25 protein-coding genes are annotated in these 25,365 nt (G+C 65.3%); 13 read left to right on the top strand and 12 right to left on the bottom strand.

The window, feature by feature from the left end:
* The coding region (pdxS, locus tag J7I79_RS06540; protein ID WP_214951530.1) for a pyridoxal 5'-phosphate synthase lyase subunit PdxS at positions 1 to 843 on the top strand (843 nt) is incomplete at its 5' end.
* Positions 844 to 928: 85 nt separating this feature from the next.
* Here the strand turns inward: pdxS and J7I79_RS06535 are convergent.
* Positions 929 to 2,941 (bottom strand): M3 family metallopeptidase, encoded by a 2,013-nt coding sequence (locus tag J7I79_RS06535; RefSeq protein ID WP_214951528.1) that lies wholly within the window; start codon positions 2,939 to 2,941, stop codon positions 929 to 931.
* A gap of 82 nt (positions 2,942 to 3,023) precedes the next feature.
* Here J7I79_RS06535 and J7I79_RS06530 point away from each other — a divergent pair, with 82 nt between their 5' ends.
* A complete protein-coding gene (locus J7I79_RS06530; protein WP_251042430.1) occupies positions 3,024 to 4,304 on the top strand; it encodes a CapA family protein in 1,281 nt (426 codons plus the stop codon).
* Between the two features lie 89 nt (positions 4,305 to 4,393).
* Positions 4,394 to 4,753: a hypothetical protein gene (locus tag J7I79_RS06525; RefSeq protein WP_214951526.1), complete on the top strand. Its 360-nt coding sequence runs from the start codon at positions 4,394 to 4,396 to the stop codon at positions 4,751 to 4,753.
* 38 nt (positions 4,754 to 4,791) lie between these two features.
* On the opposite strand, the gene J7I79_RS06520 is transcribed toward J7I79_RS06525, so the two are convergent.
* The gene (locus J7I79_RS06520; RefSeq protein WP_214951524.1) at positions 4,792 to 5,493 is read right to left on the bottom strand and encodes an alpha/beta fold hydrolase; all 702 of its coding nucleotides are present in this window, start codon (positions 5,491 to 5,493) and stop codon (positions 4,792 to 4,794) included.
* Positions 5,494 to 5,570: 77 nt separating this feature from the next.
* Here J7I79_RS06520 and J7I79_RS06515 point away from each other — a divergent pair, with 77 nt between their 5' ends.
* Positions 5,571 to 6,026 carry a hypothetical protein gene (locus J7I79_RS06515; RefSeq protein WP_214951523.1) on the top strand — a complete coding sequence of 152 codons (456 nt, stop codon included), beginning with the start codon at positions 5,571 to 5,573 and terminating at the stop codon, positions 6,024 to 6,026.
* On the opposite strand, the gene J7I79_RS06510 is transcribed toward J7I79_RS06515, so the two are convergent.
* The 7 genes from J7I79_RS06510 to J7I79_RS06480 all read right to left on the bottom strand — a co-directional run bounded on the left by J7I79_RS06510 (position 6,023) and on the right by J7I79_RS06480 (position 11,857).
* Entirely contained in the window at positions 6,023 to 6,478 is a 456-nt protein-coding gene (locus tag J7I79_RS06510; protein ID WP_214951521.1) for a protein-tyrosine phosphatase family protein, read from the bottom strand. The two genes, J7I79_RS06515 and J7I79_RS06510, sit on opposite strands and share 4 nt — an antisense overlap.
* 121 nt (positions 6,479 to 6,599) lie before the next feature.
* Positions 6,600 to 6,899 carry a hypothetical protein gene (locus J7I79_RS06505; RefSeq protein WP_214951519.1) on the bottom strand — a complete coding sequence of 100 codons (300 nt, stop codon included), beginning with the start codon at positions 6,897 to 6,899 and terminating at the stop codon, positions 6,600 to 6,602.
* 620 nt (positions 6,900 to 7,519) lie between these two features.
* On the bottom strand, positions 7,520 to 7,846 hold the full coding sequence (locus J7I79_RS06500; RefSeq protein ID WP_214951517.1) for a hypothetical protein: 327 nt from the start codon (positions 7,844 to 7,846) through the stop codon (positions 7,520 to 7,522).
* Positions 7,847 to 8,105: 259 nt separating this feature from the next.
* On the bottom strand, positions 8,106 to 9,086 hold the full coding sequence (locus tag J7I79_RS06495) for a S1C family serine protease (RefSeq protein ID WP_214951515.1): 981 nt from the start codon (positions 9,084 to 9,086) through the stop codon (positions 8,106 to 8,108).
* An 85-nt stretch (positions 9,087 to 9,171) separates the two neighbouring features.
* The gene (locus J7I79_RS06490; protein WP_214951513.1) at positions 9,172 to 9,678 is read right to left on the bottom strand and encodes an NUDIX domain-containing protein; all 507 of its coding nucleotides are present in this window, start codon (positions 9,676 to 9,678) and stop codon (positions 9,172 to 9,174) included.
* A gap of 104 nt (positions 9,679 to 9,782) precedes the next feature.
* A complete protein-coding gene (locus J7I79_RS06485) occupies positions 9,783 to 10,571 on the bottom strand; it encodes a glutamine amidotransferase (RefSeq protein ID WP_285291301.1) in 789 nt (262 codons plus the stop codon).
* Positions 10,568 to 11,857: a Mur ligase family protein gene (locus tag J7I79_RS06480; protein ID WP_214951511.1), complete on the bottom strand. Its 1,290-nt coding sequence runs from the start codon at positions 11,855 to 11,857 to the stop codon at positions 10,568 to 10,570. Before J7I79_RS06480 ends, J7I79_RS06485 begins: the two co-directional genes overlap by 4 nt.
* A 91-nt stretch (positions 11,858 to 11,948) precedes the next feature.
* On the opposite strand from J7I79_RS06480, the gene pdxT reads away from it, so the two are divergent.
* The 9 genes from pdxT (at position 11,949) to J7I79_RS06435 (ending at position 21,900) form a co-directional block, all read left to right on the top strand.
* The gene (gene pdxT / locus J7I79_RS06475) at positions 11,949 to 12,659 is read left to right on the top strand and encodes a pyridoxal 5'-phosphate synthase glutaminase subunit PdxT (protein ID WP_214951508.1); all 711 of its coding nucleotides are present in this window, start codon (positions 11,949 to 11,951) and stop codon (positions 12,657 to 12,659) included.
* 3 nt (positions 12,660 to 12,662) lie between these two features.
* A complete protein-coding gene (locus tag J7I79_RS06470) occupies positions 12,663 to 13,418 on the top strand; it encodes a YebC/PmpR family DNA-binding transcriptional regulator (RefSeq protein WP_214951506.1) in 756 nt (251 codons plus the stop codon).
* A 34-nt stretch (positions 13,419 to 13,452) separates the two neighbouring features.
* Positions 13,453 to 14,031, top strand: coding sequence for a crossover junction endodeoxyribonuclease RuvC (gene ruvC, locus J7I79_RS06465; RefSeq protein ID WP_214951504.1), 579 nt, complete (start codon positions 13,453 to 13,455; stop codon positions 14,029 to 14,031).
* A gap of 81 nt (positions 14,032 to 14,112) precedes the next feature.
* Positions 14,113 to 14,757 carry a Holliday junction branch migration protein RuvA gene (gene ruvA, locus J7I79_RS06460; RefSeq protein WP_104173025.1) on the top strand — a complete coding sequence of 215 codons (645 nt, stop codon included), beginning with the start codon at positions 14,113 to 14,115 and terminating at the stop codon, positions 14,755 to 14,757.
* Positions 14,750 to 15,838, top strand: coding sequence for a Holliday junction branch migration DNA helicase RuvB (gene ruvB / locus J7I79_RS06455; protein ID WP_214951502.1), 1,089 nt, complete (start codon positions 14,750 to 14,752; stop codon positions 15,836 to 15,838). Before ruvA ends, ruvB begins: the two co-directional genes overlap by 8 nt.
* Before the next feature lie 228 nt (positions 15,839 to 16,066).
* The gene (yajC, locus tag J7I79_RS06450) at positions 16,067 to 16,477 is read left to right on the top strand and encodes a preprotein translocase subunit YajC (protein WP_214951561.1); all 411 of its coding nucleotides are present in this window, start codon (positions 16,067 to 16,069) and stop codon (positions 16,475 to 16,477) included.
* 114 nt (positions 16,478 to 16,591) lie between these two features.
* On the top strand, positions 16,592 to 18,349 hold the full coding sequence (secD, locus tag J7I79_RS06445) for a protein translocase subunit SecD (RefSeq protein ID WP_214951499.1): 1,758 nt from the start codon (positions 16,592 to 16,594) through the stop codon (positions 18,347 to 18,349).
* Positions 18,350 to 19,372 (top strand): protein translocase subunit SecF, encoded by a 1,023-nt coding sequence (gene secF / locus J7I79_RS06440; RefSeq protein ID WP_214951497.1) that lies wholly within the window; start codon positions 18,350 to 18,352, stop codon positions 19,370 to 19,372.
* A 134-nt stretch (positions 19,373 to 19,506) separates the two neighbouring features.
* Positions 19,507 to 21,900: a bifunctional (p)ppGpp synthetase/guanosine-3',5'-bis(diphosphate) 3'-pyrophosphohydrolase gene (locus J7I79_RS06435; protein ID WP_214951495.1), complete on the top strand. Its 2,394-nt coding sequence runs from the start codon at positions 19,507 to 19,509 to the stop codon at positions 21,898 to 21,900.
* 11 nt (positions 21,901 to 21,911) lie between these two features.
* On the opposite strand, the gene J7I79_RS06430 is transcribed toward J7I79_RS06435, so the two are convergent.
* The 3 genes from J7I79_RS06430 to J7I79_RS06420 form a co-directional block, all read right to left on the bottom strand.
* Positions 21,912 to 22,526, bottom strand: a complete 615-nt coding sequence (locus J7I79_RS06430) for a type IV toxin-antitoxin system AbiEi family antitoxin (protein WP_214951493.1) — start codon at positions 22,524 to 22,526, stop codon at positions 21,912 to 21,914.
* Between the two features lie 93 nt (positions 22,527 to 22,619).
* Positions 22,620 to 24,374, bottom strand: a complete 1,755-nt coding sequence (locus tag J7I79_RS06425) for a DUF349 domain-containing protein (protein WP_214951491.1) — start codon at positions 24,372 to 24,374, stop codon at positions 22,620 to 22,622.
* Positions 24,375 to 24,436: 62 nt separating this feature from the next.
* Positions 24,437 to 25,237 carry a peptidylprolyl isomerase gene (locus tag J7I79_RS06420; protein ID WP_214951489.1) on the bottom strand — a complete coding sequence of 267 codons (801 nt, stop codon included), beginning with the start codon at positions 25,235 to 25,237 and terminating at the stop codon, positions 24,437 to 24,439.
* Positions 25,238 to 25,365 lie beyond the last annotated feature (128 nt).

The following is a 25,365-nucleotide window of genomic DNA, read 5'->3' as shown; positions in this document are numbered from 1 at the left end:
GAGATGCTCAAGGGCGGCGTCATCATGGACGTCGTCAACGTCGAACAGGCCCGCATCGCCGAAGACGCCGGTGCCGTGGCCGTGATGGCGCTGGAGCGCGTTCCGGCCGATATCCGGGCCCAGGGCGGCGTGTCGCGCATGTCCGATCCGGACATGATCGACAAGATCATCGAAGCCGTGTCCGTGCCGGTCATGGCCAAGGCCCGGATCGGCCATTTCGTCGAAGCCCAGGTCCTGCAGTCCCTCGGCGTGGACTACATTGACGAGTCCGAGGTCCTGACCCCGGCCGACTACGTCAACCACATCGACAAGTGGAACTTCAAGGTTCCCTTCGTCTGTGGCGCCACCAACCTCGGTGAGGCGCTGCGCCGCATCAACGAGGGCGCGGCCATGATCCGGTCCAAGGGCGAGGCCGGCACCGGCGATGTCTCCAACGCGACCGGCCACATGCGCCAGATCCGTGCGGAGATCAAGAAGCTCGCCGGCATGGCCGAGGACGAGCTCTACGTCGCGGCCAAGGAACTGCAGGCCCCGTACGAACTGGTCAAGGAAGTTGCTGCCGCCGGCAAGCTCCCCGTGGTGCTGTTCACCGCGGGCGGCATCGCCACCCCGGCCGACGCCGCGATGATGATGCAGCTTGGCGCTGACGGCGTGTTCGTCGGCTCGGGCATCTTCAAGTCCGGCAACCCGGCCCAGCGTGCCGCCGCCGTCGTGAAGGCCACCACCTTCTTCGATGACCCCGACGTGATCGCCAAGGCCTCCCGCGGCCTGGGCGAAGCCATGGTAGGCATCAACGTCGACGAAATCCCGCAGCCGCACCGCCTCGCCGAGCGCGGCTGGTAACAGCTCTCAAGCAGCACGACGGCGGCGGGTCACCTTGGAAGGTGACCCGCCGCCGTCGTCCGTTAACCCAACTGAAGGGCGGGGGTTACTCCAACCCGCGGCGCTTCAGCAGCGGCTCCAGCTGCGCGTCGCGGCCCCGGAAGGCGCGGAACGATTCCAAAGGTTCGCGGCTGTTGCCGCGGGAGAGCAGTTCGCTCCGGAAAAAGTCGCCGTTGGCCCGGCTGAGTCCGCCGTTTTCCTTGAACCACTCGACGGTGTCCGCGTCCAGCACTTCGCTCCAGATGTAGGAGTAGTACCCCGCGGCGTAGCCGTCACCCGCGAAGATGTGCTGGAAGTAGCCCGTACGGTAGCGCGGTGGAATCAGGTTGTGGGCCACGCCGGCCGCCGCAAGGGCCTTGGCTTCGAACTCCAGGACGTCCTCCGGGACACCGGATCCGTCCAGGACGTGCCAGGCAAGGTCGAGGAGCGCGGCCCCCAGGTACTCCGTGGTGCCGAAGCCTTCGCCCCACAGCTGGGATTCGTTGAGCCTGTCCACGATGTCCTGGGGCAGGGGCTCGCCGGTGGCATGGTGGCGGGCGTAGTTAGCCAGCACCTCGGGCCACATGATCCACATTTCGTTGACCTGGGAGGGGTACTCCACGAAGTCCCGCGGGACGGCCGTGCCGGAGAACCGCGGGAAGGTCACGTTCGAAAACAGGCCGTGGAGGGCATGCCCGAACTCGTGGAACGCCGTCCGGAGCTCGTCCAGCGTCAGGAGCGTGGGCTCGCCGGCGGGCGGCTTGGAGATGTTGAGGTTGTTGATGACCACAGGCCGCGTTTCCAGCAGCGCGGACTGGTCCACCAGCGAGTTCATCCACGCCCCGCCGCGTTTGGACTCCCGGGCGTAGTAATCGCCCAGGAACAGCCCCAGTCCGGAACCGTCTTCGTTGCGGACCTCCCAGACCCGGACATCGGGGTGGTAGCCCACGAGCTCGGGCCGTTCGTGGAAGGTCACACCGTAAAGGGCCGTTGCGGCGAAGAAGACGCCGTCGCGCAACACCCGGTCCAGTTCGAAGTAGGGCCGCAGTGCCTGCTCGTCCACGCTGTACCGCTCCCGCCGCACTTTCGCGGAATAGTACGCCCAGTCCCAGGCCTCGAGGGGGTGGCCGGCCACTTCTGCCAGGGCGGCGGCCTCGGCGTCGGCATTGCGGACGGCGGCAGGCGCCAGCCGGTTCATCATGGTCTGTACAGCCCCGAAATCGGGTGCCGTCTGGCGGTCCACCGTCAGTTCGGCATAGTTGGCGAAGCCCAGGAGCCGGGCCTTTTCCGCCCGCAGCGCGACCATCGACTTCACCAGGTCCAGGACATCGAGGCTTCCGCCGCTGCTCCCGCGGCTGACGGATGCCTGGTAGAGGCGGCGCCGGACGTCGCGGTTGTCCAGCGAGGCCATGGCCGGCTGGTTGCTGGGCTGGATCAGCGTGAGCAGGTATTTCCCGTCGTGGCCCGCGGCCCGCGCTGCTTCGGCGGCGCTGGCGACGTCGTCAGCGGGCAGCCCGGACAGCTCTGCGGCGTCGTCGAGAAGCAGTGCATTGGTCTTCATGGCCTCCTTGGTGCGCTGGCCGAATTCCGTACCCAGCCGGGACAACTCCGCGTTGACTGCCCTGAGCCGTTCCTGTCCGGCGTCGTCCAACTGGATGCCGGACTGGCGGAACTCCTTGAGGTACTCCTCCACGAGCCTGGCCGATTCATCGTCGAGGCCGGCGGTGTCCACGGCAGCGAACCGGTCGAACAGCCGGCGGTTCATGTAGATGGCATCCTGGTGGGCGGAGAACTGCGGGGACAGCTCCGTCTCGAGGGCGCGGATGCCATCCGAGGCATCGGCGGACACCAGGGTGAAAAACGACGCTGCGGCGCGCTGGAGGAGCTGCCCGGCGCGTTCCATGGCCAGAACTGTGTTTTCGAAGGCGGCGGGTTCGGCGTTGTCCACGATTGCCTGGATTTCAGCAAGGTGCTCCGCCAGCCCGGAGCGGACTGCCTCGGCGTAGTGGGCCTCGTCAATGTCTGCAAACGGGGGGAGCCCGTACGGCAAGGAGCTGGGGGTCAGGAGGGGGTTGGTCATGAAGCAACCCTTTCATGTAACCGGGCCGTTCTCAATGGTGATTTCGCGGGATTCGGAGATCGGCAGCCGTAGGATGGCGGACATGGGGGACCAGCACCTAAGACAACAAAAACCGCCCGCCACACAGCGTTTCGCGGCACTTGCCGCGGCCTGCATGATGATCACGCTTTCGTCGTGCGGCGTACTGGCTGAACAGGGGAGCGGTGTACGGGCAACCGGCGGAACGACGACGGCGGCATCCGCGCCGCCGTCGTCCGCCGCCGCCCAGGTGCCGGCCCCTTCGCCGGAACCGACGCCGGGCAAGGGCCCAGCCTGCGCTGCTGTCCGGTGCACCTCCGTACTGCTGACCGGGGACATGCTGGTGCATGCCCAGTTGTGGGACCAGGCCCGCGCCGACGCGGCCGCCCTCGGAAAGCCGGGGCTGGACTTTGCCCCGCTGCTTGAGGGGCAGCGGGCGTACATCGACAGGAGCGACCTGGCCATCTGCCACCAGGAGACGCCGGTCGCCGGCCCGGACGGACCCTTCTCGGCCTACCCGTCGTTCAATGTGCCGCCGCAGATCATCGCGGCGACCAGGAATGTTGGCTATCAGGCCTGCACGACGGCCAGCAACCACACCATCGACCGCGGAACTGACGGCCTGGTCCGGACGCTCGACGCCCTGGACGCCGCGGGCTTGAAGCACACCGGGTCCTACCGGACCGAGGCGGACTCCCAGGGCATCCTGATCCTGCAGACCGCCGCCGCGAGAATTGCCGTGATCGAGGCCGCCTATGGCCTGAACGGGCAATACCCCGAGTACGCCTGGCAGGTGGACATGCTGGATGCACCCGCAATGATTGCCAAGGCGAAGAAGGCAAGGGCGCTGGGCGCGGACATTGTGCTCGGCGTGATGCACGCCGGGGACGAATATGCCAGCACTCCGAATGCCCAGCAGCAGGATACGGCCCACGCCCTGGTGGACAGCGGCGAGTTCACCATGGTTTACGGCCACCACACCCATTCCGTGCTTCCCATCGAGAACTACAAAGGGACGTGGATTGTGTACGGACTGGGCAACGGCGTCACGGAGCTGTCCCCCTGGTATGTGGTGAACAACGAAGGACTGCTGGTGCGGGCACAGTTCAGCCAGGACGCGGCCGGCAAATGGGCGGCCTCGGATCTGGCATGGGTGCCGTCCGTGATCGTCCGCGATCCGTACCGCTGGTGTTCAGTGGCGGCCGACGCGCCGCAGGGACCGTGCGCCGGGCCGGAAGCCGATGCCGGCACGCGGTTGCGGACCAGGACGGTGGTGGAATCCATGGGCGCGGCCGGGGCCGGTGCCCGGGAACTGATCATTTCCGGCGAGCAAGGACGAGGTTGAAGGCCAAATCGCGGATGGTCGACGCCATTCTAAGTGCGCGGAGCCGTCGCCCAGGGAGGTCCCGTTTTCGGGCCTAATATACTTCTGGCATGACAGAAGCTACGGACAACGTTGACCGTTTTTTCGACCGCTACGCTGCCGCGCTGCTGGCACGTGACGCCAAAGCGATCGCGGGAATGTACGCCGTTCCCTCGCTCATTCTGTTTCCCGGTCAGTCCATCCCGGTCACAGACACCGGCCAGACCGAGGCGTTCTTCGCCTCATCCTGGGGCCAATATGAGGGCGTTGACACGATGGAGAAGAGAATCGACATCATGGCTGTAGCCCCGGGATTTGTATGGGCAGACGTCACCTGGACCTATGGCGGCGAACCCCGGGAGCGCTTTTGCTATCAACTCGCCGAAAGGGCAGGCGGCTACCAGATCGCCGTCCTCACGCCTCTCGCGTAGCGCCCCTCTGGTGGTCGACCCGTAATGGCGGTCGACCCCTAATGGCGGTCGACGGCGGCGAGGATCGCCGCGCCGAGGTCGGCCGGCCTGGTGAACTGGGGCCAGTGTCCTGTGGGCAGGTCCACGTATTCGACATCGCGGATGCGCGCGAGCTCCGCAACATACGGATGCCCGGCTTCAATCCATTCCTTCAGCACGGCGGAGGGAAACTCGCAGGCGATCACGGTGGCCGGAACGCCGTAGCGGCGTTCATCGTGAAGGTGCTGGGGGTCGTAAGCCACGCCCTTCGGTTGCGGGACCGCCCGGGCCCTGAACCTGGCACGCAACCCGTCATCCAGGTCGGTGAGATCGGCGTCTTCGAAGCCTTCCCACGATGGAAGCGGCACGTCGTCGCCCTCCGAGGGAAGTTCGTCGTTGATCACGCCGCCTTCGCCCAGCGGGCCACTGTCCACGTAGATGGCGCGCGCAACGCGGTCCGGCCGGGCATCAACAGCACCATGGATAATGGCACCGCCGCCGGAATGCCCGACCAGGACCACCGGCTGGTCGGCGCTGTCGACCGCAGCGATGACGGCATTGATGTGGTCTCGCAGGCCGATGCCGGCCCGCGGCGCATCCGGGGCTTCAAGACCGGGCAGCGTGAGCGGAACGGTGCGATGCCCCGCGGCGATCAGCGGCGGCGTGACCTCGGACCATGACGAGGCGTCCAACCAGAATCCGGGAACCATGATGATGTCCATGGAGGTACCCTACTCCGGAGGGCCGTCCCTGACGCGCAAGCCTGTCCCGGGCGTGGTACCCGGCGGTAGGATCGGGCATGAAGAAGCTACGGTACTCAGCGAAGATCGACGCTCCGGTCGGCGACGTGTGGACAACCATGCTGTCCGACTCCACCTACCGACAGTGGACGAGTGCCTTCAACCAGGGTTCCTATTTCGAGGGCAACTGGACCAAGGGCAGCGAGATCCGGTTCCTCGGCCCCGATGACGAGGGTTCGCTCGGCGGCATGATCGCCGTCGTCGAGGAGAATACACCCGGGGAGTTCATTTCGCTCCGCTATGTGGGCCAGATAGTCAACGGAGCGGATGACACAACCAGCGATGAAGCGGAAGCTTTTATCGGGACACACGAGAATTACTCATTCAGCGAGGACTCAGGGGTGACAACCGTGGAGGTTGCGCTCGACAGCGAGGACGATTTTGCTGCCATGTTTGACGAAGCCTGGCCGGTTGCCCTCGCCAAACTCAAGGAAATCACCGAGGCACGCCGCTAGCCTCCACGGCCTTCCGCAGCGCCTTGCCAGTGCGGGCGTGTGACGTACCGCCGCTGCCACGGCGTCTCGACCGCCCGCGGGTGGTAGTGCTCCCGAATGAAGGACACCGCCTGTCGTGCCGGAACTCCGTCCAGAACGGCGATGCATGCAAGGGCTGTGCCGGTCCTTCCGCGGCCGCCCGAGCAGGCGATTTCGACCCGCTGGTATTCAGCCCGAAGCCATGCTTCCTTCAGGGCATCCATGGCCTTGTCCTCGTTGGTGGGCAGCCAGAAGTCCGGCCAGCGGACCCATCGCTGCTTCCACTCAACCAGGGGCGGAGCCGCGCCGAGAAGGTAGACGCCGAAATCGGGGTCGAAACCTGACGGGGCCGGATGACGCAGTCCGCGCCCGCGGATGAGCCGGCCGGAAGGGAAACTGACGACGCCGGCGGTCCCTGGTTCCCATGTACTCATGGAGTGAACTCTGGCATCGGATCGCCGGCAGAGGAAGTGCGCAGCTCAAGGCAGGGGCACCGCGTAGACGGTGCCCCTGCCTTGGTGCCTCAGACCGGTCGGTCAGGCAACTACGCGCGGTCTAGTGGCGGCCCTTCTTGTCGTGGTCGTCGTCGCAGTAGCTAACCCACTTCCAGTAGTGGTGGTTCCCGTGACGTGCACGCTCCCAGTAGCCGTGGGTCTCACACCACCTCTTGTGATTCCTCCAGTTATGATCGCCGCGCTTGTTGCGATCGTCCCGGTGGTCCGTGTAGCTCTGGTAGTTGGTGGCCGAAACCGTGACGCTCTTGAGCCCGGTATCCGCTGCGGCTGGTCCGGCCGCGATGGACGCCCCGCCGAGGCTAAGTCCTGCGGCAAGCAGAGTGGATGCGAGCAAACCCATTGACCTCTTCATGAGATCTTTCCCATCTTTTGTCATTCCCAGGTGGATGTCGCAGGCGGATCCGGGCAAACGGAATCGCCCCATGGTGAATCACCATGACTTCCGGCAAGCCTCTGAACGGGCTGGGCCGGATTAAAGATTCCTGTCGGACATTTGTCTGCGGTTGGTGGTCCCCAATGAGTGCGGTTATACGTCCCGTGAATCGGCCCATTGCCCCATTTTTGCAGTGCACTGATTCAGAAGCGGCAACACAGAGTCCTGCCGCATTTGGGAACCTCCGTGCCCCACGGTGCGAGCCGTTTCGGTGCACGGATATCGATAAGAGGGCACCCCCGTGCCTACCCAAATACCCACAAGCCCAGGATCCGGAACGTTGGTCCGGCGGCCGGGCTGTAGTGCTGGAACACGCCGGTCCACCACGTCAATGTCAACGGATTGGGTGTTCATTTTCAACGATAGCCGGATAGCTGCAGTCAGAACAGGAGCAGGGGTATATTTCTCCGGAAAATGCGGTATTGTCCCCCCGGGACGCGTCACCGACATGCCTCGCAAGGTTTTGTGTGTGTTTCGCCCGAGAGCGCGCGTTCCGGGCTGATTCGAACCGGAATCGCCCGGTTATGTTACGGCGTGATGGTGATGGTGATGGTCCGGACCGGCTGAGCGCAGGACGCCCAGGTCAATTCACCGGCCTGATCGAAGCCGCCAGCCCTGTTGTTCCTGCCGGTATCGTCGCACCAGTCAAGGTTGTCGGGCATTGCAGTCACCGTCGCCGCTCCGGCCGCCGAGTTCACCGGGACGTTGAACGAATACGTGAACCCGCCGCCGTCGTTCATCGGGGATGTTGCGTCCAGTACTTTTGCGCCCGCCCCATCCGTCACGGTCACGTGAATGCGGGCATGCTCGCCGTAGCGCGGGTCGCAGTCGGCGTCCGGCGCAGTGACACTCACGTTCTGGCCCACTTGGGCTCGCTCGGGACTTACGGTGAAGGCAGGCGGGAGACACGGGGGAGCGTCGAAAGGTCCTGGCCGCGAACACGCCGGGAGCCCCGCCAGGAGGAAAACCGTGCACGCCGGTATGGCGGCGCGAAGTGCGAGCCGACGGCCGTGCACTCCACATCGAGGATCAGAGCCCACAGACCCATTGTGCGCGGTACTGGGCAGTCGCGTCCCTTGCCGGCACTGGATTCCGCATTTTGGCGGAGCGCCATCAGTTTTCCGTCATTTCCTCGGGGACGGCCACCACATGGAGCTCGGTGCCGTCGCGGAGCGCGGAAATCTCCAGCGGCGCTCCGATTGCCTCGGAGAAAAGCAGCTTCTGGAGGCTCTCCGCATTCGAAACCGACTTCCGCCCCACGCTCAGCAGCACGTCTCCGGCGCGGAGGCCTGCCCGTTCGGCTGGCGACCGCGGAAGGACCTCGACGACGAGCAGTCCGTCCCGGTGACCGGTACGGACAACCGAGCTGACCGGAAGCTGAACGGGGGTGTTGACCAGTCCAAGGTAGGCACGCCTGACGCGCCCGTCCGAGAGGAGTGAGGCGATGATCCGCCGCGAAGTCGCGTTGATCGGAACCGCCAGCCCCAGCCCCGCACCGGCGACCGCGGTGTTGATGCCCACGATGCGGCCGCGGGCGTCCGCCAGTGCCCCTCCGGAGCTGCCGGCGTTCAGCGCGGCGTCGGTCTGGATGACGTCCTCAATCACGCGGCGGTTGCGCCCGGACCACACCGGGATGGAGCGGCCCAGGCCGCTGACCACACCTGCCGTTACCGAGCCGGAGAGCCCCAGCGGATTGCCGACAGCGATGACCAGCTGTCCGACTTTGAGGAGTTCGGCATCACCGAATTCCGCAGGCGGGGCAGTGGGTGCCTTGCCGTGGACTATGGCCAGGTCGGAGAGACTGTCGGCGCCCACCACCTCCACGGCGGTCCGGGTTCCGTCGGCAAACACCGCGTGGCCCTTTCCGGCCGCGCCCACAACATGGGCGTTGGTTACCAGATAGCCGTCCGACGTGAACAGGACCGCTGAACCGGCGCCCACGCGGAACCTGCCGTTGCGCCCGTTGCCGGTCATTTCGATGGCGGCAACGTGCGGGGTGACGGTTTCCGCCACGCGGATGACCGTCGCCGAGTAGGAATCCAGCGGGTCTTCTGCCGCGTTGGTTCCGGTGACTCCGCCGCTGAGTGCGACCATGGCACGCCTCCCTGGACTGGTGCTTACCAATGTCAACGACTGCGCTGCCGGACCTAGTCCTGCCAGGGCTACGCCGTCAGTGAAATCAGAGGTGGTCCAGGAGCTGGTGCCTCAGCCCGGGCCACGCGGTGGCGAAGGCAGGGTGCAGCTTCCTGTCTTCCACGGCGTGGGCCGGTACCCACTTCAGCTCGATGCTCTCGGGATCGTTGATGACGGGTTCGAAGGATTGGACCACCCGCACAGCCACTGTGGTGTACGACCAGTATCCGACGTCGAAGACGGACGTGAAGAGGACACGGACGTTCTCCGGGGGGACAGCGGCCTCCTCATGGGCTTCGCGCAGGGCGCCCGTGATGGCATCTTCCCCTTGGTGCAGGGCGCCGCCGGGAAGGCCCCAGGTGCCGCCGTGATCACTCCATGTGGCCCGGTGCTGCAGCAGGATGCCCTTGGCCGGGTCCTGGACCAGGAGTCCCGCAGACCCGAACCGGCCCCAGAACTTGCCCCGCTCGCCTTCCACCCAGGCGTCGCCAGGATTGCGTGGCCCTGACGGACGGCGGAGGTATTCCGGGAGGCTGGAGGCTGCGGTGTCCATGGAAATAGTCTGCCATGGCCTATTCTCTGGCTGCCGCAATCCGTCACAGGAAATGGCCGGGTCCGGCACATGCGCCGGAACCAGTGCGCCGGAACCGGAACGGCCTACCGGGGACGCCGTGCGGCGAGTTCGCGCGCCCGCACCGCGTAACGGTCGTCCGGAGCCCCCGAAGTGAAGCTGCCGTATTTGCGTTCGACGGCGGTGCGGATCAGGAAGTCGGCAATGGCCGGGTTCTTGGGGAGGAGGGAACCGTGGAGGTAGCTCGCCACGATGTTCCGGTAGCGGGCGCCTTCCTTGCCGTCGCTGCTGTTGTTCCCGATGCCCTTGGGGGTTGTACCGAGCGGCTTGACGCCGGGCCCGAGCGTCGTCTGCCCGCTGTGGTTTTCGTAGCCCAGGATGTCCCCGAACTCGGCCGAGGACACCGTGACATTGCCGATCAGGCGTTCGTCGGTTCCGTGCGTTTCGACATCCAGCACACCGATGCCCGGAATGACCGATCCCGTGCGGGTCTTGAAGAACCGGCCGAAGAGCTGGTACATCCCGCAGATTAGGAGCATGGGCGTTCCGTCTTCCGCCATGTCTTTCAACGTCGATTCGCGGGATAGCAGATCGTCCTGGATGACAAGCTGCCCGCTGTCCTGGCCGCCGCCGCCCACGATGAGGTCAACGTCGGACGGGAAATCGTCACCGACGTTGTATTCGAGGAGTTCGGGCGTGTAACCGTGCCAGCGGAGGCGCTGCTGGATGACCAGGGCGTTGCCCCAGTCCCCGTAGATGTTCATGTCGCGGGGGTACAGCTGCAGGACCCTGATGGTGCCCTTGCTGACCGTGTCCGGGCCGTCGGTCACGGACTCGCCGTCCTGGGACTCGGCGTTTTGGGATAGGGGGGTCATGAGACCACCTCCACTGTGGTGATTTTGGACAGCTCACGGCGGATGGCGAGCATGGCCGTGTACGTGCAGAAGACGCGTTTGGGTTTGTCCTTGGCTCCTTGGATGAACGCGGCCAGCGCCGGCGCGATGTCCGGGTTCACCGCGCCAACGGCGACGTCGTCGTACTGCAGCCGCAGCGCCATGTCGAACGCCCGGGAACCGGTGAGCTGATCCACCCCGCTTTCGCGCAGCGAATCGAACTCGACGTCCCAGAGCCAGGACATGTCCCGGCCGTCGGCATAGTTGTCGTTAATGGCGACCATCGTCGCGTAGCCGCCGGCGGAAAATGACTTCAGGCCCAGCCTGAAGCCGCTGGGGTTCTTGACCAGCACGAGGTCCAGCGGCAGCCCGTCAACCACTAGGCTTTCACCGCGGCCGAAGGCGGGCGCGACCTCCGACAAGGCCTTGAGCAGGCCGTCATGGTCAGTCGGCGTGGTGCGGTTGCCGGCAATGCAGCGTGCCAGGACCAGGGCAGCCGCGGCGTTGAAGATGTTGTAGGTGCCGCGGAGCTTCATCCCGGTGGTGACCGTGGCGCCGTCGTACTCAAAGTCGGCATCGTCCGTCCCCACCCGGCGGAGCACGACGTCGGCGTGCTGCTTTTCGGGCAGCACCGGCACCGGGCTCCCGGGACCGGCCCGGAGGTCGTCGTCGTTCGGGAAGGTGCTCAGCAGGGAGTCGTCGAGGCCGAAGTAGCGGACCTCAGGTCCGTCCAGGGTGTCGGCAATGCGGGCGACACGCGGATCCTCCCGGTTCAGGACAACAGTGCCGATGGTCTTGGAAGCGATGTGCTGCAGAAGCTGGGCGGTCTTGTCGATTTCGCCGAAGCGGTCCAGCTGGTCGCGGAGGACGTTGAGCAGCAGGCTGTACCGCGGCGGGACCCGGTTGACGAAGTGCACGGCGTGCGCCTCATCAAGCTCCAGCACGGCAATGTCCGCGTCCAGGCGGCCGCGCCAGTCGACGTCGCCCAGCAGCGCCGCGGCGACGCCGCGGGTGAAATTGCTGCCGGTGCGGTTCGTGAACACCTTCAGCCCCTGGCTCTCCAGCAGTTCAACAACCATCTTGGTGGTGGTGGTCTTGCCGTTCGTCCCGCTGACGACGGCGACGCCCAGGGGAAGCGTGGACAGGGTCCGCTGCATGAATTCCGGGTCGATTTTCTCGACCACAAGACCGGGGAGGGCAGAGCCTCCGCCCCTGAGCCGGGAGACCCGGCGGACGAGCTTGCCGAGCGGAACGCTGAAGTAAAGCATGCTCTGTAATATATCCCAGCCGAGGCATGGAACCGGGCCGGCAGGGCCGTTCCGGCACTCCTCCGGGCGCGGGGAGCACTATGCTGGTTGGATGACCAACCCCCCTTCCACGGACTATTCCCGCGCGGGTACGGGCCTGCGAATCGGTGTCCTGGCGCTCCAGGGTGACTTCCGGGAGCATCTGCGTGCCGCTGAAGCGACCGGCGCCACGGCCATCGGCATCCGGCGCCCCTCCGAACTTGACGGCATCGACGGCCTGATCATTCCCGGCGGTGAATCCACCACCATCGACAAGCTCGCACGGGCCTTCGAACTCGCGGACCCGCTGCGCAAGCTCATCGCCGACGGACTGCCCGTGTACGGCTCCTGCGCTGGCATGATCCTGCTCGCCGACGAGATCGCGGACCCGGCCACGGACCTGGCAGGCAACCCGCAGCAGACGTTCGGCGGACTGGACATCACCGTCCGCCGGAACGCCTTCGGCCGGCAGCGGGAATCCTTCGAGACCGATCTTGAATTCAAGGGACTCGGCTTCAGCGACACCGGTTCCGGTGTGGCCCCGGTCCACGCGGTCTTCATCCGCGGCCCGTGGGTGGAACGTGTGGGCGATGGTGTGGAGGTCTTGGCGCAGGTGGAGCCTGCGGACCCGGAACATGCCTCCCACGCTGCCGCACTGCAGGGGACGGCTAGAATTGTTGCAGTGCGTTCAGGCCAACTGCTGGCCACCTCCTTCCACCCGGAAGTGACGGGGGAGAAGCGCGTGCACGAACTGTTTATTCGAATGATCAGAGGAGAAGCGTAAAGCATGTCAGGCCACTCCAAATGGGCGACGACCAAGCACAAGAAGGCCATCCTTGATAGCCGCCGGGCAAAGTCGTTCGCCAAACTGATCAAGAACATCGAAGTCGCGGCCCGGATGGGCGGCCCGGACCTGGCCGGCAACCCCAGCCTGGAACTCGCTGTCACCAAGGCGAAAAAGACCTCGGTCCCCGCCGACAATATCGACCGTGCCATCAAACGCGGCGCAGGCCTCACCGGCGAAGTCGTGGACTACACCGAAATCATGTACGAATGCCGCGGCCCGCAGGGCTCCGCGCTGCTGATCGAGTGCCTCACGGACAACAAAAACCGTGCCGCTTCCGAGGTCCGGCTCGCCATTTCCCGCAACGGCGGCACCATTGCCGATCCCGGTTCCGTCAGTTACCTCTTTTCCCGCAAGGGGGTTGTAACCCTCCCCAAGAACGGGTTGAGCGAGGACGACGTCCTGATGGCCGTGCTCGACGCCGGCGCTGAGGAAGTCAAGGACAACGGCGACACCTTCGAAATCCACTCGGAGCCGACCGACCTCCAGGCCGTCCGCGATGCGCTCAAGGAAGCCGGGATCGAATACGACACCGACGAAGCCGAATTCGTCCCCTCCATGGAGGTTCCGCTCGACCTGGACGCTGCCAAGAAGTTCATGAAGCTGGTGGACGCCCTGGAAGAACTCGACGACGTCCAGAACGTCTACAGCAACGCGGACCTCAGCGACGAAGTGCAGGCCGCACTGGAAGCCGAGTGACCCCGCGACCCTGCAGTGTCTTTGAGGCCCGGCCTTGACCCTCCGAGTATTGGGAGTCGACCCGGGCCTCACCCGTTGCGGCATCGGCGTCGTGGACGTCGAAAAGAACCGGCGCGCCACCCTGGTGGCCGTCGGAGTGGTGGGCACCTCGCCGGATGAGAGCCTGGACCAGCGTCTGCTCCTCATCGCCACGTCCATCGATGACTGGCTGGACCGGTATGAACCAGACGTCCTCGCTGTGGAGCGGGTGTTCTCACAGCTGAACGTCAGCACTGTGATGGGCGTTGCGCAGGCGTCCGGCGTGGTGATTGCCGCCGCCGCCCGGCGCGGGATACCGGTGGCCCTGCATACGCCGTCGGAAGTCAAGGCCGCCGTCACGGGCAGCGGAACTTCCAATAAGGAAGCCGTGACGAAGCTCGTCACCAAGATCCTCCGCCTGGATGCCCCTCCGCGTCCGGCGGACGCCGCCGACGCCCTCGCGCTGGCCATTACCCATGCGTGGCGGGCAGGCAGCGGTGCCGCCATCGCCACCACCGGCCCCGGCAGCCTGTCCCTCACCCCGGCACAGCGGGCGTGGGCCGAAGCGGAGGCCAAGGCGCGCCGTGCACGGTGAATGTCCGGGCTCCTTGCTAGGGTATTCGTAGATATGTTCGGATAGCCGGTTTCATCCCGGCTGTATTTCAGGAGCCCGGCTTTGATCAGTTTTCTCCGCGGAACCGTAGCGCACGTCGGGTTGTCCTCCGCCGTGATCGACCTCAACGGCGCCGGCATGAGCGTGAACGCCACACCCCAGACCCTCAGCGGGCTGCGCGTCGGCTTTGAGGGCAAGCTCTTCACCTCCCTGATAGTGCGGGAGGATTCGCTGACCCTGTTCGGATTTTCCAGCGATGACGAACGCGAGGTTTTCGATATCCTGCTCAGCGTCAGCGGCGTGGGTCCCCGCCTTGCGCTGGCCGTGCTGGCCGTCCATGATCCCGAGGCGATCCGGGTTGCGGCGCACACCGGGGATGGCAAGGCCTTCACCAAAGTCCCCGGCATCGGTCCCAAAGTCGCAGGCAGGATCGTCCTGGAGCTCGCCGGGAAACTGGTGCCGCACGGGACCGGTTCAGCGGCGGCGCCCGCAGCATCGGCTCCGGCCCCGTGGAAGCCGCAGGTGGTGGCGGCCATGACCAGCCTCGGCTGGTCCGAAAAGGACGCCTCGTCCAGCATCGACAAAGCACTCTCGGATTCCCCCGAACTGGAAGCGGACGGCCAGGTGGCCGAAATTCTCCGGGCCACGCTGCGCTGGCTCGGCCAGGACGGCGCCCGTGCGGGCAACAGGGTAGGCAGTCGTGGCTGAACCCACCGTGGTCGGCGGGGGAGAGGAGCCGGAGGAACGCGTCATCGAGGCGGCCCTCCGTCCCAAGAACCTGCACGACTTCGTGGGCCAGCACCGTGTCCGCAAACAACTGTCGCTGGTGCTCGAAGCGTCGCGGATGCGCGGGCGCAGTGCTGACCACGTCCTGCTCTCCGGCCCGCCCGGCCTCGGCAAGACCACCTTGTCCATGATCATCGCGGCCGAGATGAATGCACCGCTGCGGATCAGCAGCGGCCCGGCCATCCAGCACGCCGGTGACCTTGCCGCCATCCTTTCCTCGCTGTCGGAAGGGGAGGTCCTGTTCCTTGACGAGATCCACCGCATGTCCCGGCCCGCGGAGGAAATGCTGTACATGGCCATGGAGGACTTCCGCGTGGACATCGTCGTGGGGAAAGGCGCCGGTGCCACCGCGATTCCGCTCGAACTGCCTCCGTTCACGCTCGTGGGCGCCACCACCCGCGCCGGCCTCCTCCCCGGCCCGCTCCGGGACAGGTTCGGCTTCACGGGCCACCTGGAGTTCTACTCCGTTGAGGAACTGGAACTGGTCCTGAGGCGTTCGGCCGGCCTGCTGGACCTCAAGGTCAACTCGGCAGGGTTCAGCGAAATTGCCGGCCGGTCCAGGGGCACGCCCCGAATTGCCAACCGCCTGCTCCGCCGCGTCCGCGACTGGGCGCTGGTCCACGGCATCGAACAGATAGATGCGCGGGCGGCTTCGGCCGCACTTGACATGTATGAGGTGGACAAGAGGGGGCTGGACCGGCTGGACCGCGCCGTCCTCGAAGCCTTGATCACCAAATTCGGCGGCGGCCCGGTGGGACTTTCCACACTGGCCATTGCCGTTGGCGAGGAACCCGAAACCGTGGAAACCGTTGCCGAGCCCTACCTTGTCCGTGAGGGGCTCCTGGGGCGGACACCGCGCGGCCGGATCGCCATGGCTCCGGCCTGGACCCACCTTGGCTATGCGGTTCCGGACGGGGTGTTCGGCCAGGAGACGCTGGCCCTGTTCGAACCGGAAGACCTCAGCGGGGAGCCGGTGGCGGAGTGGCTTCCGAACAGCCAATAGCAGCGTCGGGCTTACTTTCCCTTTAGACTGGGATGAACGCTCGGCACGTTCGGGTCTTTGTTTCTGTGGGCGGCTCCGGCCGCCGTTGGCTGGGGGTTTTCTGCCAGGTGGGCCGAAACGAAGCCGACGTTGCTGTAAATCAGCTATGTAAGTACAGAACGGAAACTTCCTGTGTTCGGACACATTACTGCCCAGGCCCAGCCGCAGGCCGGCGGCGGCATCGACATCATGACCATCCTGCTCTTCGTGATGCTCGGACTCTTCATCTTCATGATGTTCCGCCGCAACAAGAAGACCCAGCAGCAGCAGGCCACGCTTCAGTCCCAGTTCGCACCGGGCAAGGAGGTCATGACGAGCTTTGGACTCTACGGCCGCATCGTCTCCATCGATGAGGACGAGAACAAGGTCCTCCTTGAACTTTCCCCCGGCAACCTCGCCACCGTGCACCGCCAGGCCGTCACCAAGATCGTCGAGCCGGCCGTTGCCCCCGAAGAGCCCACTGTCGTTCCCGACGACGCCTCTTCCCTGACCGCGCAGGACGAGGCCCCGGCCGACGCTGTCAACCGTCCCGAGACCGTCAACGAGACGCCGGAAGAATCGCTGAAGCGCCTCAATGACGAAGGCAAGAAAGACAGCTAGTCCGGCGTACCCGCCAAGTCCCGCTAAGTAGAATTAATTACGGCCGCGGGCTGCCGCCGGTGTGTGAGCCCAGCTCACCCCGGCGGCTCCTCCGTAAACAATAGAAAGATCACAATGGCACGTACTGGCCCCAAAAACTCAGCACTCAGGGTGCTGGTCTGGCTCGGCGTTATCCTCGCCGTCATGACTGCCGTGCTCGCGGGCGGCACCATCGCCGGCCACGCCAGCTGGGCACCCAAGCTTGCGCTTGACCTCGAAGGCGGAACCCAGATGATCCTGGCGCCCAAGGTTGAGGGCGGCTCGGACATCAACGAGGACCAGCTCAACCAGGCCGTTGCGATCATCCGCCAGCGCGTGGACGGCTCGGGCGTCGCGGAAGCCGAGATCAGCACGCAGTCCGGCCGCAACGTGGTGGTGAGCCTCCCCGGTACTCCCTCCAAGGAGACCCGCGCCCTCATCCAGGCCTCAGCCGACATGAACTTCCGGCCCGTGCTTCAGGCCGGTGCCGGCGCAGCAGTTCCCACCGAATCCCTGACCCCGGACGACCAGCTGCCCAAGCCGACAGCAGAGCCGACCAACAGCAGCGACATCAACTGGGTCACGCCAGAGGTGTACAAGAAGTTTGAGACCCTGGACTGCGACAACCCCTCGCAGGACAAGCAGGAGCGCTCGGACCCGGCTAAGCCGCTGGTGACGTGTGAGCCGGCAACGGAGACGTCCCCGGCCATCAAGTACATTCTGGGTCCGGTTGAAGTCAAGGGCTCCAACATCAAGTCCTCCTCCTTCCAGCTGCAGCAGGGTGCACAGGGCGCTGTCACCAACGAGTGGGCCGTCAACATCCAGTTCGACGAGCAGGGCACTGCCAAGTTCAAGGAAGTCACCGAACGGCTGTACCAGTTCTTCGTTGCCGCCGGCGGTGAATCAGGCTCCGATCCGAAGGCCCAGTTCGCCATTGTCCTCGATGACCAGGTCATCTCGGCCCCGCGTTCGCTCGCGGTGATCACTGATGGCCGTCCCCAGATCACGGGTGGATTCACCGAGGCGTCCGCCAAGGCGCTGTCCGACCAGCTGCGGTTCGGTGCCCTTCCCATCAGCTTCGACATCCAGAGCGAACAGCAGATTTCAGCAACACTGGGCGGCGAGCAGCTCAAGATGGGTCTGCTCGCAGGCGTGATCGGCCTGCTCCTAGTGGTGGTCTACTCCCTCTTCCAATACCGGGCGCTGGGCTTTGTCACCATCTTCTCCCTCGTGGTTGCCGGTGCACTGACCTACCTCGCCATTGCGATCCTGGGCTGGACCGAAAACTACCGCCTGTCACTGGCCGGTGTGGCCGGCCTCATCGTGGCCATCGGCCAGACTGCAGACTCGTTCATCGTCTACTTCGAACGAATCCGTGATGAACTGCGGGAAGGCCGCGGGCTCGTCTCCGCCGTGGAGAACGGCTGGAAGCGTGCCAAGCGCACTGTCCTGGCGTCCAAGGCAGTGAACCTGCTGGCAGCCCTGGTGCTCTACTTCGTCGCCGTGGGCAACGTCCGGGGCTTCGCGTTTACGCTTGGCCTGACCGCCATCGCAGACCTCATCGTCGTGTTCATGTTCACCCACCCGACGCTGCGGCTCCTGGCCCGCACCAAGTTCTTCGGCGAGGGCCACAGGTTCTCCGGCCTTGACCCGAAGCGCCTCGGCGCCGTGCCCCTGTATCGCGGCGCGGGCAGGCTCCGCACCCCGGATGAGAAGCCGGCCGTGGTGCGTGCCAAGAACACCGGCGCAGCTGGTGAAGCTGAGCGCCGGATGACCATTGCGGAACGCCGTCTGGCGGAAAAGCAGGAGCAGCTTGCCGGTTCCTCCAAGAGCACGTCCAAGGAGGGCAAGTAAATGACCACGAATTTTGCCACTTTCGGTAATGAGCTTTACACGGGCAAGCGCTCGTACAACTTCGTCTCATCCAAGAAGATCTGGTTCCTGATCGCCGCCGTCGCCGTGGCGCTATCCATTCTCCTGCCGGTGGCCAAGGGCGGATTCAACCTTGGCATCGAGTTCCGGGGCGGGTCCGAGTTCACGGTTTCCAACGTGAAGACCACGGACGCGGCGGTCGGCGAGAAGGCCGTCAAGGACGTCGTGGAGGGCAGCATTCCGCGTGTGGCCAATGTTGCCGGCACCACCATGCGGATCCAGACGGACAAGCTAACGGACGACGAGACGCTCCGGATCAAGGAAGGCCTCACCACCGCCTACGGTGTCACGGACAACGAGGTGACGTCCACGTTCGTCGGGCCCACCTGGGGTGCGGACGTCACCAAGCAGGCGCTGCTGGGCCTGGTGATCTTTGTGGTCATCGCGGCATTCTTGATGGCGCTGTACTTCCGGACGTGGAAGATGTCGCTGTCGGCCCTTGCGGGCATGCTGGTGACCATGTTCGTCACTGCCGGCGTTTACGCCCTCAGCGACTTCGAAGTCACGCCGTCGGCCATTATCGGCTTCCTGACGGTGCTTAGCTACTCGCTGTACGACACCGTGGTGGTCTTTGACAAGATCCGCGAAAACACGGCGGACATTGATGCCTCCACGCGCCGCACCTTTGCGGAGGAGGTCAACCTTGCCGTCAACCAGACGCTGGTCCGTTCCATCAACACCATGATGGTGGCCATCCTCCCCGTGGGTGCGATCCTGTTCATCGGAGCCGGGCTCCTGGGCGCCGGTACGCTGCGGGACCTGTCGCTGGCCCTGTTCGTCGGCATCCTGATCGGCACCGCGGCGACCATCTTCATCGCGGCCCCGCTGTACGCCTGGCTGCGGCAGGGTGAACCCCCGCTGGTCAAGCAGGCTGAGCGGGTTGAACGCCGCCGTGGCGAGGCTGCTGCGAAGGCAGCGGCTGCGCCGGAGACTGCCCCAGCCTGAGCTGTGCGTCCCTGAAGGGCCGGGCGCCGTCATTCGTGACGGTGTCCGGCCCTTCGCATATGCGGTCCGGTTACAGAAGTCTCCTGCCACGGGAATAGACTGGGATAATTAAACGGGTCGTGAGGGGTGCTTCATTGGAAGAACGTTCGACGTCGGCGCCAACGGCCGACGGTGGTGAGGGTCCGGGCCAGGGTCCGCAGGCCGGTTTGGTTGCGCCCGGGCGCCCTGACGCAGGCGTGCCCGTTGACAGTTCCGGGTTGCGCCCCACCTTCCCCGGACGCCGCGAACGCACCAGGTCCAGGCTCGCCCGGCTGACGGGCCGCGGAACGGCCACGTATTCTCCCATTCTCGAACCGTTGCTGCGCACTGTCCGGGCGAACAATCCCAAAGAGGATTTCGACCTCATCCAGCGTGCCTTCGTCGTCGCCGAGCAGAGCCACCGGGGACAGAAACGCAAGAGCGGCGATCCCTACATCACGCACCCCGTCGCCGTCGCCACGATTCTGGCCGAACTGGGACTGAGCGGCACCACGCTGGCGGCGGCGCTGCTGCATGACACCGTCGAGGATACGCCCTACACGTTGGCTGACCTCAAGCGGGATTTCGGACCCGAGGTCGCCATGCTGGTGGACGGCGTCACCAAGCTGGACAAGGTGAGTTTCGGCGAAGCCGCACAGTCGGAAACCGTCCGCAAGATGGTCGTCGCGATGGCCAAGGACATCCGGGTGCTGATGATCAAGCTGGCGGACAGGCTGCACAATGCCCGTACCTGGCGCTTCGTCTCGGCGGAGTCCTCGGCCCGCAAAGCACGCGAAACACTGGAAATCTTCGCACCCCTGGCGCACCGGCTCGGTATGAACACCATCAAGTGGGAACTCGAAGACCTCTCCTTCGCGGCGCTGTACCCGAAGGTGTACGAGGAAATCGTCCGCATGGTGGGGGACCGGACCCCGGAGCGTGAAAAGAGCCTCAGCGTCATCCGGAACCAGATCACCGACGATCTCCGGACGGCCAAGATCAAGGCCACCATCACGGGCCGGCCCAAGCATTACTACTCGATCTACCAGAAGATGATCGTCCGCGACAAGGACTTCGACGACATCAACGACCTCATGGGTGTCCGGGTCCTGGTGGACTCCGTCCGTGACTGCTACGCAGCCCTGGGCACGCTGCATTCGCGCTGGAACCCGCTTCCGGGCCGGTTCAAGGACTACATCGCGATGCCCAAGTTCAACATGTACCAGTCCCTGCACACCACGGTCATCGGGCCGGGCGGCAAGCCGGTTGAGATTCAGATCCGCACGCATGAAATGCACCGCCGGGCGGAGTACGGCGTCGCGGCGCACTGGAAGTACAAGGACCAGCCGAACAGGACGGCCGCAGGTCCCGGGAGCCCCCGCGACGGCGACATGGGCTGGTTGCGGTCCCTCGTTGACTGGCAGCAGGAAACCTCCGATCCGGGGGAATTCCTGGACTCCCTGCGGTTCGAAATCAACGCCCGGGAAGTGTTCGTCTTCACTCCCAAGGGTGAGGTTATGGCACTGCCGGCCGGGTCCACTCCGGTGGACTTCGCCTACGCGGTCCACACGGAAGTGGGCCACCGGACCATCGGGGCCAGGGTCAACGGCAAGCTGGTTCCGCTCAACAGCGAACTGAACCATGGCGACTGGGTGGAGATCTTCACCTCCAAGGCGGAGGGCGCCGGCCCCAGCCAGGACTGGCAGCACTTCGTCAAGAGCGCCCGCGCCCGCAACAAGATCAGGCAGTGGTTCAGCAAGGAGCGCCGCGAAGAGGCCATCGACCGCGGCAAGGAACTCCTGACAAAGGCGATGCGCAAGCAGAACCTTCCCCTGCAGCGCCTCATGACCCACGACGCCCTCGCTGAAGTGGCTGAGCATTTCAAGTACGTTGACATCTCGGGCCTTTACGCCGGAGTGGGTGACGGGCACACGTCCGCGCAGTCCGTGATGGAACGGCTGGTGGATACCCTCGGCGGCAATGAGGGCCCCGAGGATGACCTGACAGAGATCAGCATCCCCACGCAGGTCAGCAAGACGAAGTACTCCGACTCCGGCGTGATTGTCCGCGGCGTGGGGGACGTATGGGTCAAGCTGGCCCGCTGCTGCACGCCCGTTCCCCCGGATCCCATCCTGGGTTTTGTCACCAGGGGTTCCGGAGTGTCGGTGCACCGCACGGACTGCACGAACGTCTCAGACCTGAAGGACCAGCCGGACCGCATCGTGGAGGTGGACTGGGCGCCCACCCAGTCCAGCGTCTTCCTCGTGGAGATCCAGGTGGAGGCACTGGACCGTAAGTCGTTGCTGTCCGACGTCACCCGGATCCTGTCCGAAAACCACGTCAACATCCTGGCCGCCAGTGTGCACACCTCGACTGACCGGGTGGCCATCTCGAAGTTCGCGTTCGAGATGGGCGATCCCAAGTATCTGAGCCACGTGCTCAGCGCTGTGCGTCGCATCGATGGCGTGTTCGACGTGTACCGGACCACCGGAAACCGGCGGCGCGGCTAGCTGCCGGGCTGCTAACCGGGCTCGGGATGCAGGGCCGACAGTATTTCCAGCGCGGCCTTCTTGTACGGAACCCGGGGAGTGGCTTCGACGGCCAGGGTGAGCAGCCGCAGCCTGACGTCCAGCTCCGGACTTGCCAGCATCTTGCGCAGGGCCGGCAACGCCCGCTCAGCGTCCACGTGCAATGCGATGTCCAGCGCCGTCCGAAGCGGGCTGGAAACCATCAGCCCGCCGAGGCTGACAACGTCGAACGGGCCAAGCCTGACCTCGTGCAGGGTGCAGCCCCTGGTGGATCTCAGGCTGGAGACACGCCGGGTGGCATCCACCAGCAGTGCCAGCCGGTCCGGTTCCGCGGCACACCCGTAGATCCACGCCGCCGTCATCCGGCCTGCCACGACGCGCTGCCGGATTCCCGGCGGGACAGCGAATGAGGCCGCGCGTGCCCGCAGCTGCGGGGTGGTGGCTGTGCCGGGCAACATGTACCCGCGTTGGTAGAGCTGGCTCAGGACACCGTCGGCGGCCATGGCCTGCAGCTCCGGCCACGAGAACACGGCACCGGGCGAATAGAGCTCAACAGACCCGGCATCTGCGCTTCTGATACTTCCGGGGACTGGGGACGAGGTAGCCATTCAGCCATCTTTTCCTGCAGCCCCAAACGCGTACAGGCCCCGTTCCGGATATGTGGATAACCGGAACGGGGCCTGTGCCTGCCTGCTAGGTGGCTAGGACAGTTCGCTGGCCGAGCGAGAGATCTGGTCCAGCCATGCCTGGCGTGCCTCGAGGGCCTCCTGGGCGACCTTGATCTTGCGCTGGTCGCCGGCCTTCTCTGCCTTGGCGAGGTCTTCCTTAAGCCCGGCAATGGCTGCTTCCAGCTGCGAAAGGGCGCTGTTGGTCCGTGCCTTGGTCTCCGGGTTGGACCGCTTCCAGTTTTCATCCTCGGCGTGGCGGACGGCGTCCTCCACCTTCCGGAGGCCGGCTTCGATCCGGCCCATGTCCGCACGGGGAACCTTGCCGGCTTCCTCCCAGCGGTCACGGATGGACTGGAGGGCCTTCTTGGCGGCGCCCAGGTCCTTGATGGGCAGCAGGGCGTTGGCCTCGACCAAAAGGGCTTCCTTCACGGTCAGGTTTGCGCCGTACTCCTGGTCGATCTCGTCGTTTGCTGCCTGCCGCGAGGTGAAGAAGACATCCTGGGCGGCGCGGAACCGGGCCCACAGTGCGTCGTCGTCCTTCCGGCTGGCGCGCGGTGAGGCCTTCCATTCGTCCATCAGGCGGCGGTATTCGCCGGCGGCGAAGCCCCAGTCGGTGGAGGAGGAGAGTGCCTCGGCGTCAGTGATCAGCTTTTCCTTGGCAGCCTTGGCTGCGGAGTTGTTGCTGTCCAGCTGCGAGAAGTACGCCCGGCGGTGGCGGTCGAAGACCGTCCGTGCTGCCCTGAACCGCTTCCAGAGGGCGTCCTCGTTGCTGCGGCCCAGTCGGACGCCGTTCTTTTGCGCTGTCTTCCAGCTTTCGAAGAGCTCGTTCATGCGGGCGCTGGAGGTCTTCCACTGGATCTGCGCAGGATCGTGTCCGGAAATTTCTTCCGCTTCCGCCACGATTGCTTCGCGGGCGGCCAGCTCGGCCGCACGCACGGCGTCGTGTTCAGCCTTTTCGGCCTTTTCGAGCTCCGTGATCTGGGTGGACAGCGTTTCGAGACGGGCTTCGGCCGCGCGGAGGTCACCCACCATGTTCCGTTCCGCCAGCTGCTCGCGCAGGTGCGTCACGGTCTTCTGCATGTCGGTCGTGGGCGCCTTGGAGGTCACGCGCTGTTCCAGGAGAACAATCTGGGCCACCACGTCGTCGTACTTCCGGGCAAAGTAACCCAGCGCTTCGTCGTCGCTGACGTCCGGGTACTGGCCCACGGGGTGTTCGGCGCCGTCGATAGTCAGGAAGACGTGTCCGTCCCCTTCGACCCGGCCCCAGCGTGCAGCCTCCGCCAGCGACACCGCCGAAGACACGGGGGCGGAGACCGGAGCCACGGGAGAAGAAGCAGCCTTGGGCCTCGTCGCAAATGCGGCCGGCGACGGGGCCGGACGCGGTGCAGGACGCGGCGCAGCGGCGGGAACATCCTCAGCGGCCGGTACTTCCTCAGCCGCAGCCTCTTCGGCGGCGGGTGCCTCAGTTGCCGGCGCCTCTTCAGCCGCTGCAGCCTCTTCAGTCGCAGGTGCCTCAGCTGCCGGTACTTCCTCAGCCGCAGCCTCCTCGGCTGCAGGCGCCTCCTCGGCTGCAGGCGCCTCCTCGGCGGCCGGTGCCTCGATGGGTGCGTCGACAGCCGCGGGAGCCTCCGCTTCGGGGCTTTCCTGGGCTGTTGACTGTGCGTCTGCCGAGGCCTCGGCCTCTGCGTCGTTGCCGGCCGCCTGCGCGCCGTCAACCACCTGAGCCTCGGTCCCGGCCTCGTCGGCAGCTGCTGTTACTGTTTCGTCGGATTTCTGACTGTCTGTCACCGCTAAAAGTCTTTCGCTTGGAGGGAAATACCTGCACCCGCCGCGTGGAGGCCGGGGGCTGGTTACTTCAGAGAGAACGAGTCTATCGTGACTGGTTCCGCAGGAGCGCCGTCTGTTGCGCTTCCGCCCGTCTTAATACCGGCGGCCGCGATGTTCGTTACCACGTCAAGTCCGGACGTCACCTTGCCCACGATCGTGTACCCGCCGGCCTCATCAGCCGGAATGACAGTGTCTTTGTACACGATGAAGAACTGGGTGCCGTTACCGTAGGCGTTGCCGCTAATGCGCGCCACAGCAATGGATCCAGCCGGATATTTGTTGTCAGCCGGAGTATTTTCCAGCGGTCCCCAGGTGTAGGAAGGGTCGCCCTGGGCATCACCCGTTTTGGAACCGCATTGCAGCACTCCAAAGGTCGCGCCCGTGGTCAGCCGGTGGCAGCTGATTCCGTTGTAGTAATTCTCGTCTGCCAGCGATTTGAAGACCGCGGCCGCCTGGGGAGCCTTGGTTCCGTCCAGCTCAACGCCAAGCGCGCCGCTGTTCAACTTAAGCTCACCGGTGAAAACCTTGCCTGCCGCTGTCTCCGGTTTCGGGATGTTCGCGGCGTTGGTGGCCGGCGTTGTCGGCGTTGCCGACGGACTGGTCAGCCCGGCCTGTGCAGCAGCGTACTCGTCCTCGGTCGGGTTGCTGGCAAAGACGGTGAGTTGGAGGACGACGGCGAGCACCAGTGCCGCGGCACCCGCCCCTGCAGCAAGGAGATTGTCGCGTTTGCGGCGCTTCTCCTGCTGCCGCCGCAGCTCGCGTTTCGCTTCCATTTGCAGGATGCGCCGCTTTGCTTCGCGGGCGCTCCGTGAACTGGCCGCCAAAAGTCCTCCTGGTTGTCGGGCCGGGCCGCCAAACGGGCCAAGGGCGACGTCCGGTGTCCGGCAGCAAGCGGCAGACGATGCTCCGGGCCCGCTCCATTAGAGTTGCTGGCGCCGAAAGCATAAACTGA

The sequence above is a fragment of the Arthrobacter sp. ISL-69 genome (genome assembly GCF_018613775.1).
GTDB lineage: Bacteria > Actinomycetota > Actinomycetes > Actinomycetales > Micrococcaceae > Arthrobacter.
The sequence above is the reverse complement of the archived record's forward strand: the minus strand, read 5'-3'. Positions and strand labels throughout refer to the sequence as shown.

Coding starts and splice junctions, on each gene's coding strand:
- J7I79_RS06535 (WP_214951528.1), bottom strand. CDS start 2,941: ATGACCAACCCCCTCCTGACCCCCAGCTCCTTGCCGTACGGGCTCCCC.
- J7I79_RS06530 (WP_251042430.1), top strand. CDS start 3,024: ATGGGGGACCAGCACCTAAGACAACAAAAACCGCCCGCCACACAGCGT.
- J7I79_RS06525 (WP_214951526.1), top strand. CDS start 4,394: ATGACAGAAGCTACGGACAACGTTGACCGTTTTTTCGACCGCTACGCT.
- J7I79_RS06520 (WP_214951524.1), bottom strand. CDS start 5,493: ATGGACATCATCATGGTTCCCGGATTCTGGTTGGACGCCTCGTCATGG.
- J7I79_RS06515 (WP_214951523.1), top strand. CDS start 5,571: ATGAAGAAGCTACGGTACTCAGCGAAGATCGACGCTCCGGTCGGCGAC.
- J7I79_RS06510 (WP_214951521.1), bottom strand. CDS start 6,478: ATGAGTACATGGGAACCAGGGACCGCCGGCGTCGTCAGTTTCCCTTCC.
- J7I79_RS06505 (WP_214951519.1), bottom strand. CDS start 6,899: ATGGGTTTGCTCGCATCCACTCTGCTTGCCGCAGGACTTAGCCTCGGC.
- J7I79_RS06495 (WP_214951515.1), bottom strand. CDS start 9,086: ATGGTCGCACTCAGCGGCGGAGTCACCGGAACCAACGCGGCAGAAGAC.
- J7I79_RS06490 (WP_214951513.1), bottom strand. CDS start 9,678: ATGGACACCGCAGCCTCCAGCCTCCCGGAATACCTCCGCCGTCCGTCA.
- J7I79_RS06485 (WP_285291301.1), bottom strand. CDS start 10,571: ATGACCCCCCTATCCCAAAACGCCGAGTCCCAGGACGGCGAGTCCGTG.
- J7I79_RS06480 (WP_214951511.1), bottom strand. CDS start 11,857: ATGCTTTACTTCAGCGTTCCGCTCGGCAAGCTCGTCCGCCGGGTCTCC.
- pdxT (WP_214951508.1), top strand. CDS start 11,949: ATGACCAACCCCCCTTCCACGGACTATTCCCGCGCGGGTACGGGCCTG.
- J7I79_RS06470 (WP_214951506.1), top strand. CDS start 12,663: ATGTCAGGCCACTCCAAATGGGCGACGACCAAGCACAAGAAGGCCATC.
- yajC (WP_214951561.1), top strand. CDS start 16,067: ATGACCATCCTGCTCTTCGTGATGCTCGGACTCTTCATCTTCATGATG.
- secD (WP_214951499.1), top strand. CDS start 16,592: ATGGCACGTACTGGCCCCAAAAACTCAGCACTCAGGGTGCTGGTCTGG.
- secF (WP_214951497.1), top strand. CDS start 18,350: ATGACCACGAATTTTGCCACTTTCGGTAATGAGCTTTACACGGGCAAG.
- J7I79_RS06430 (WP_214951493.1), bottom strand. CDS start 22,526: ATGGCTACCTCGTCCCCAGTCCCCGGAAGTATCAGAAGCGCAGATGCC.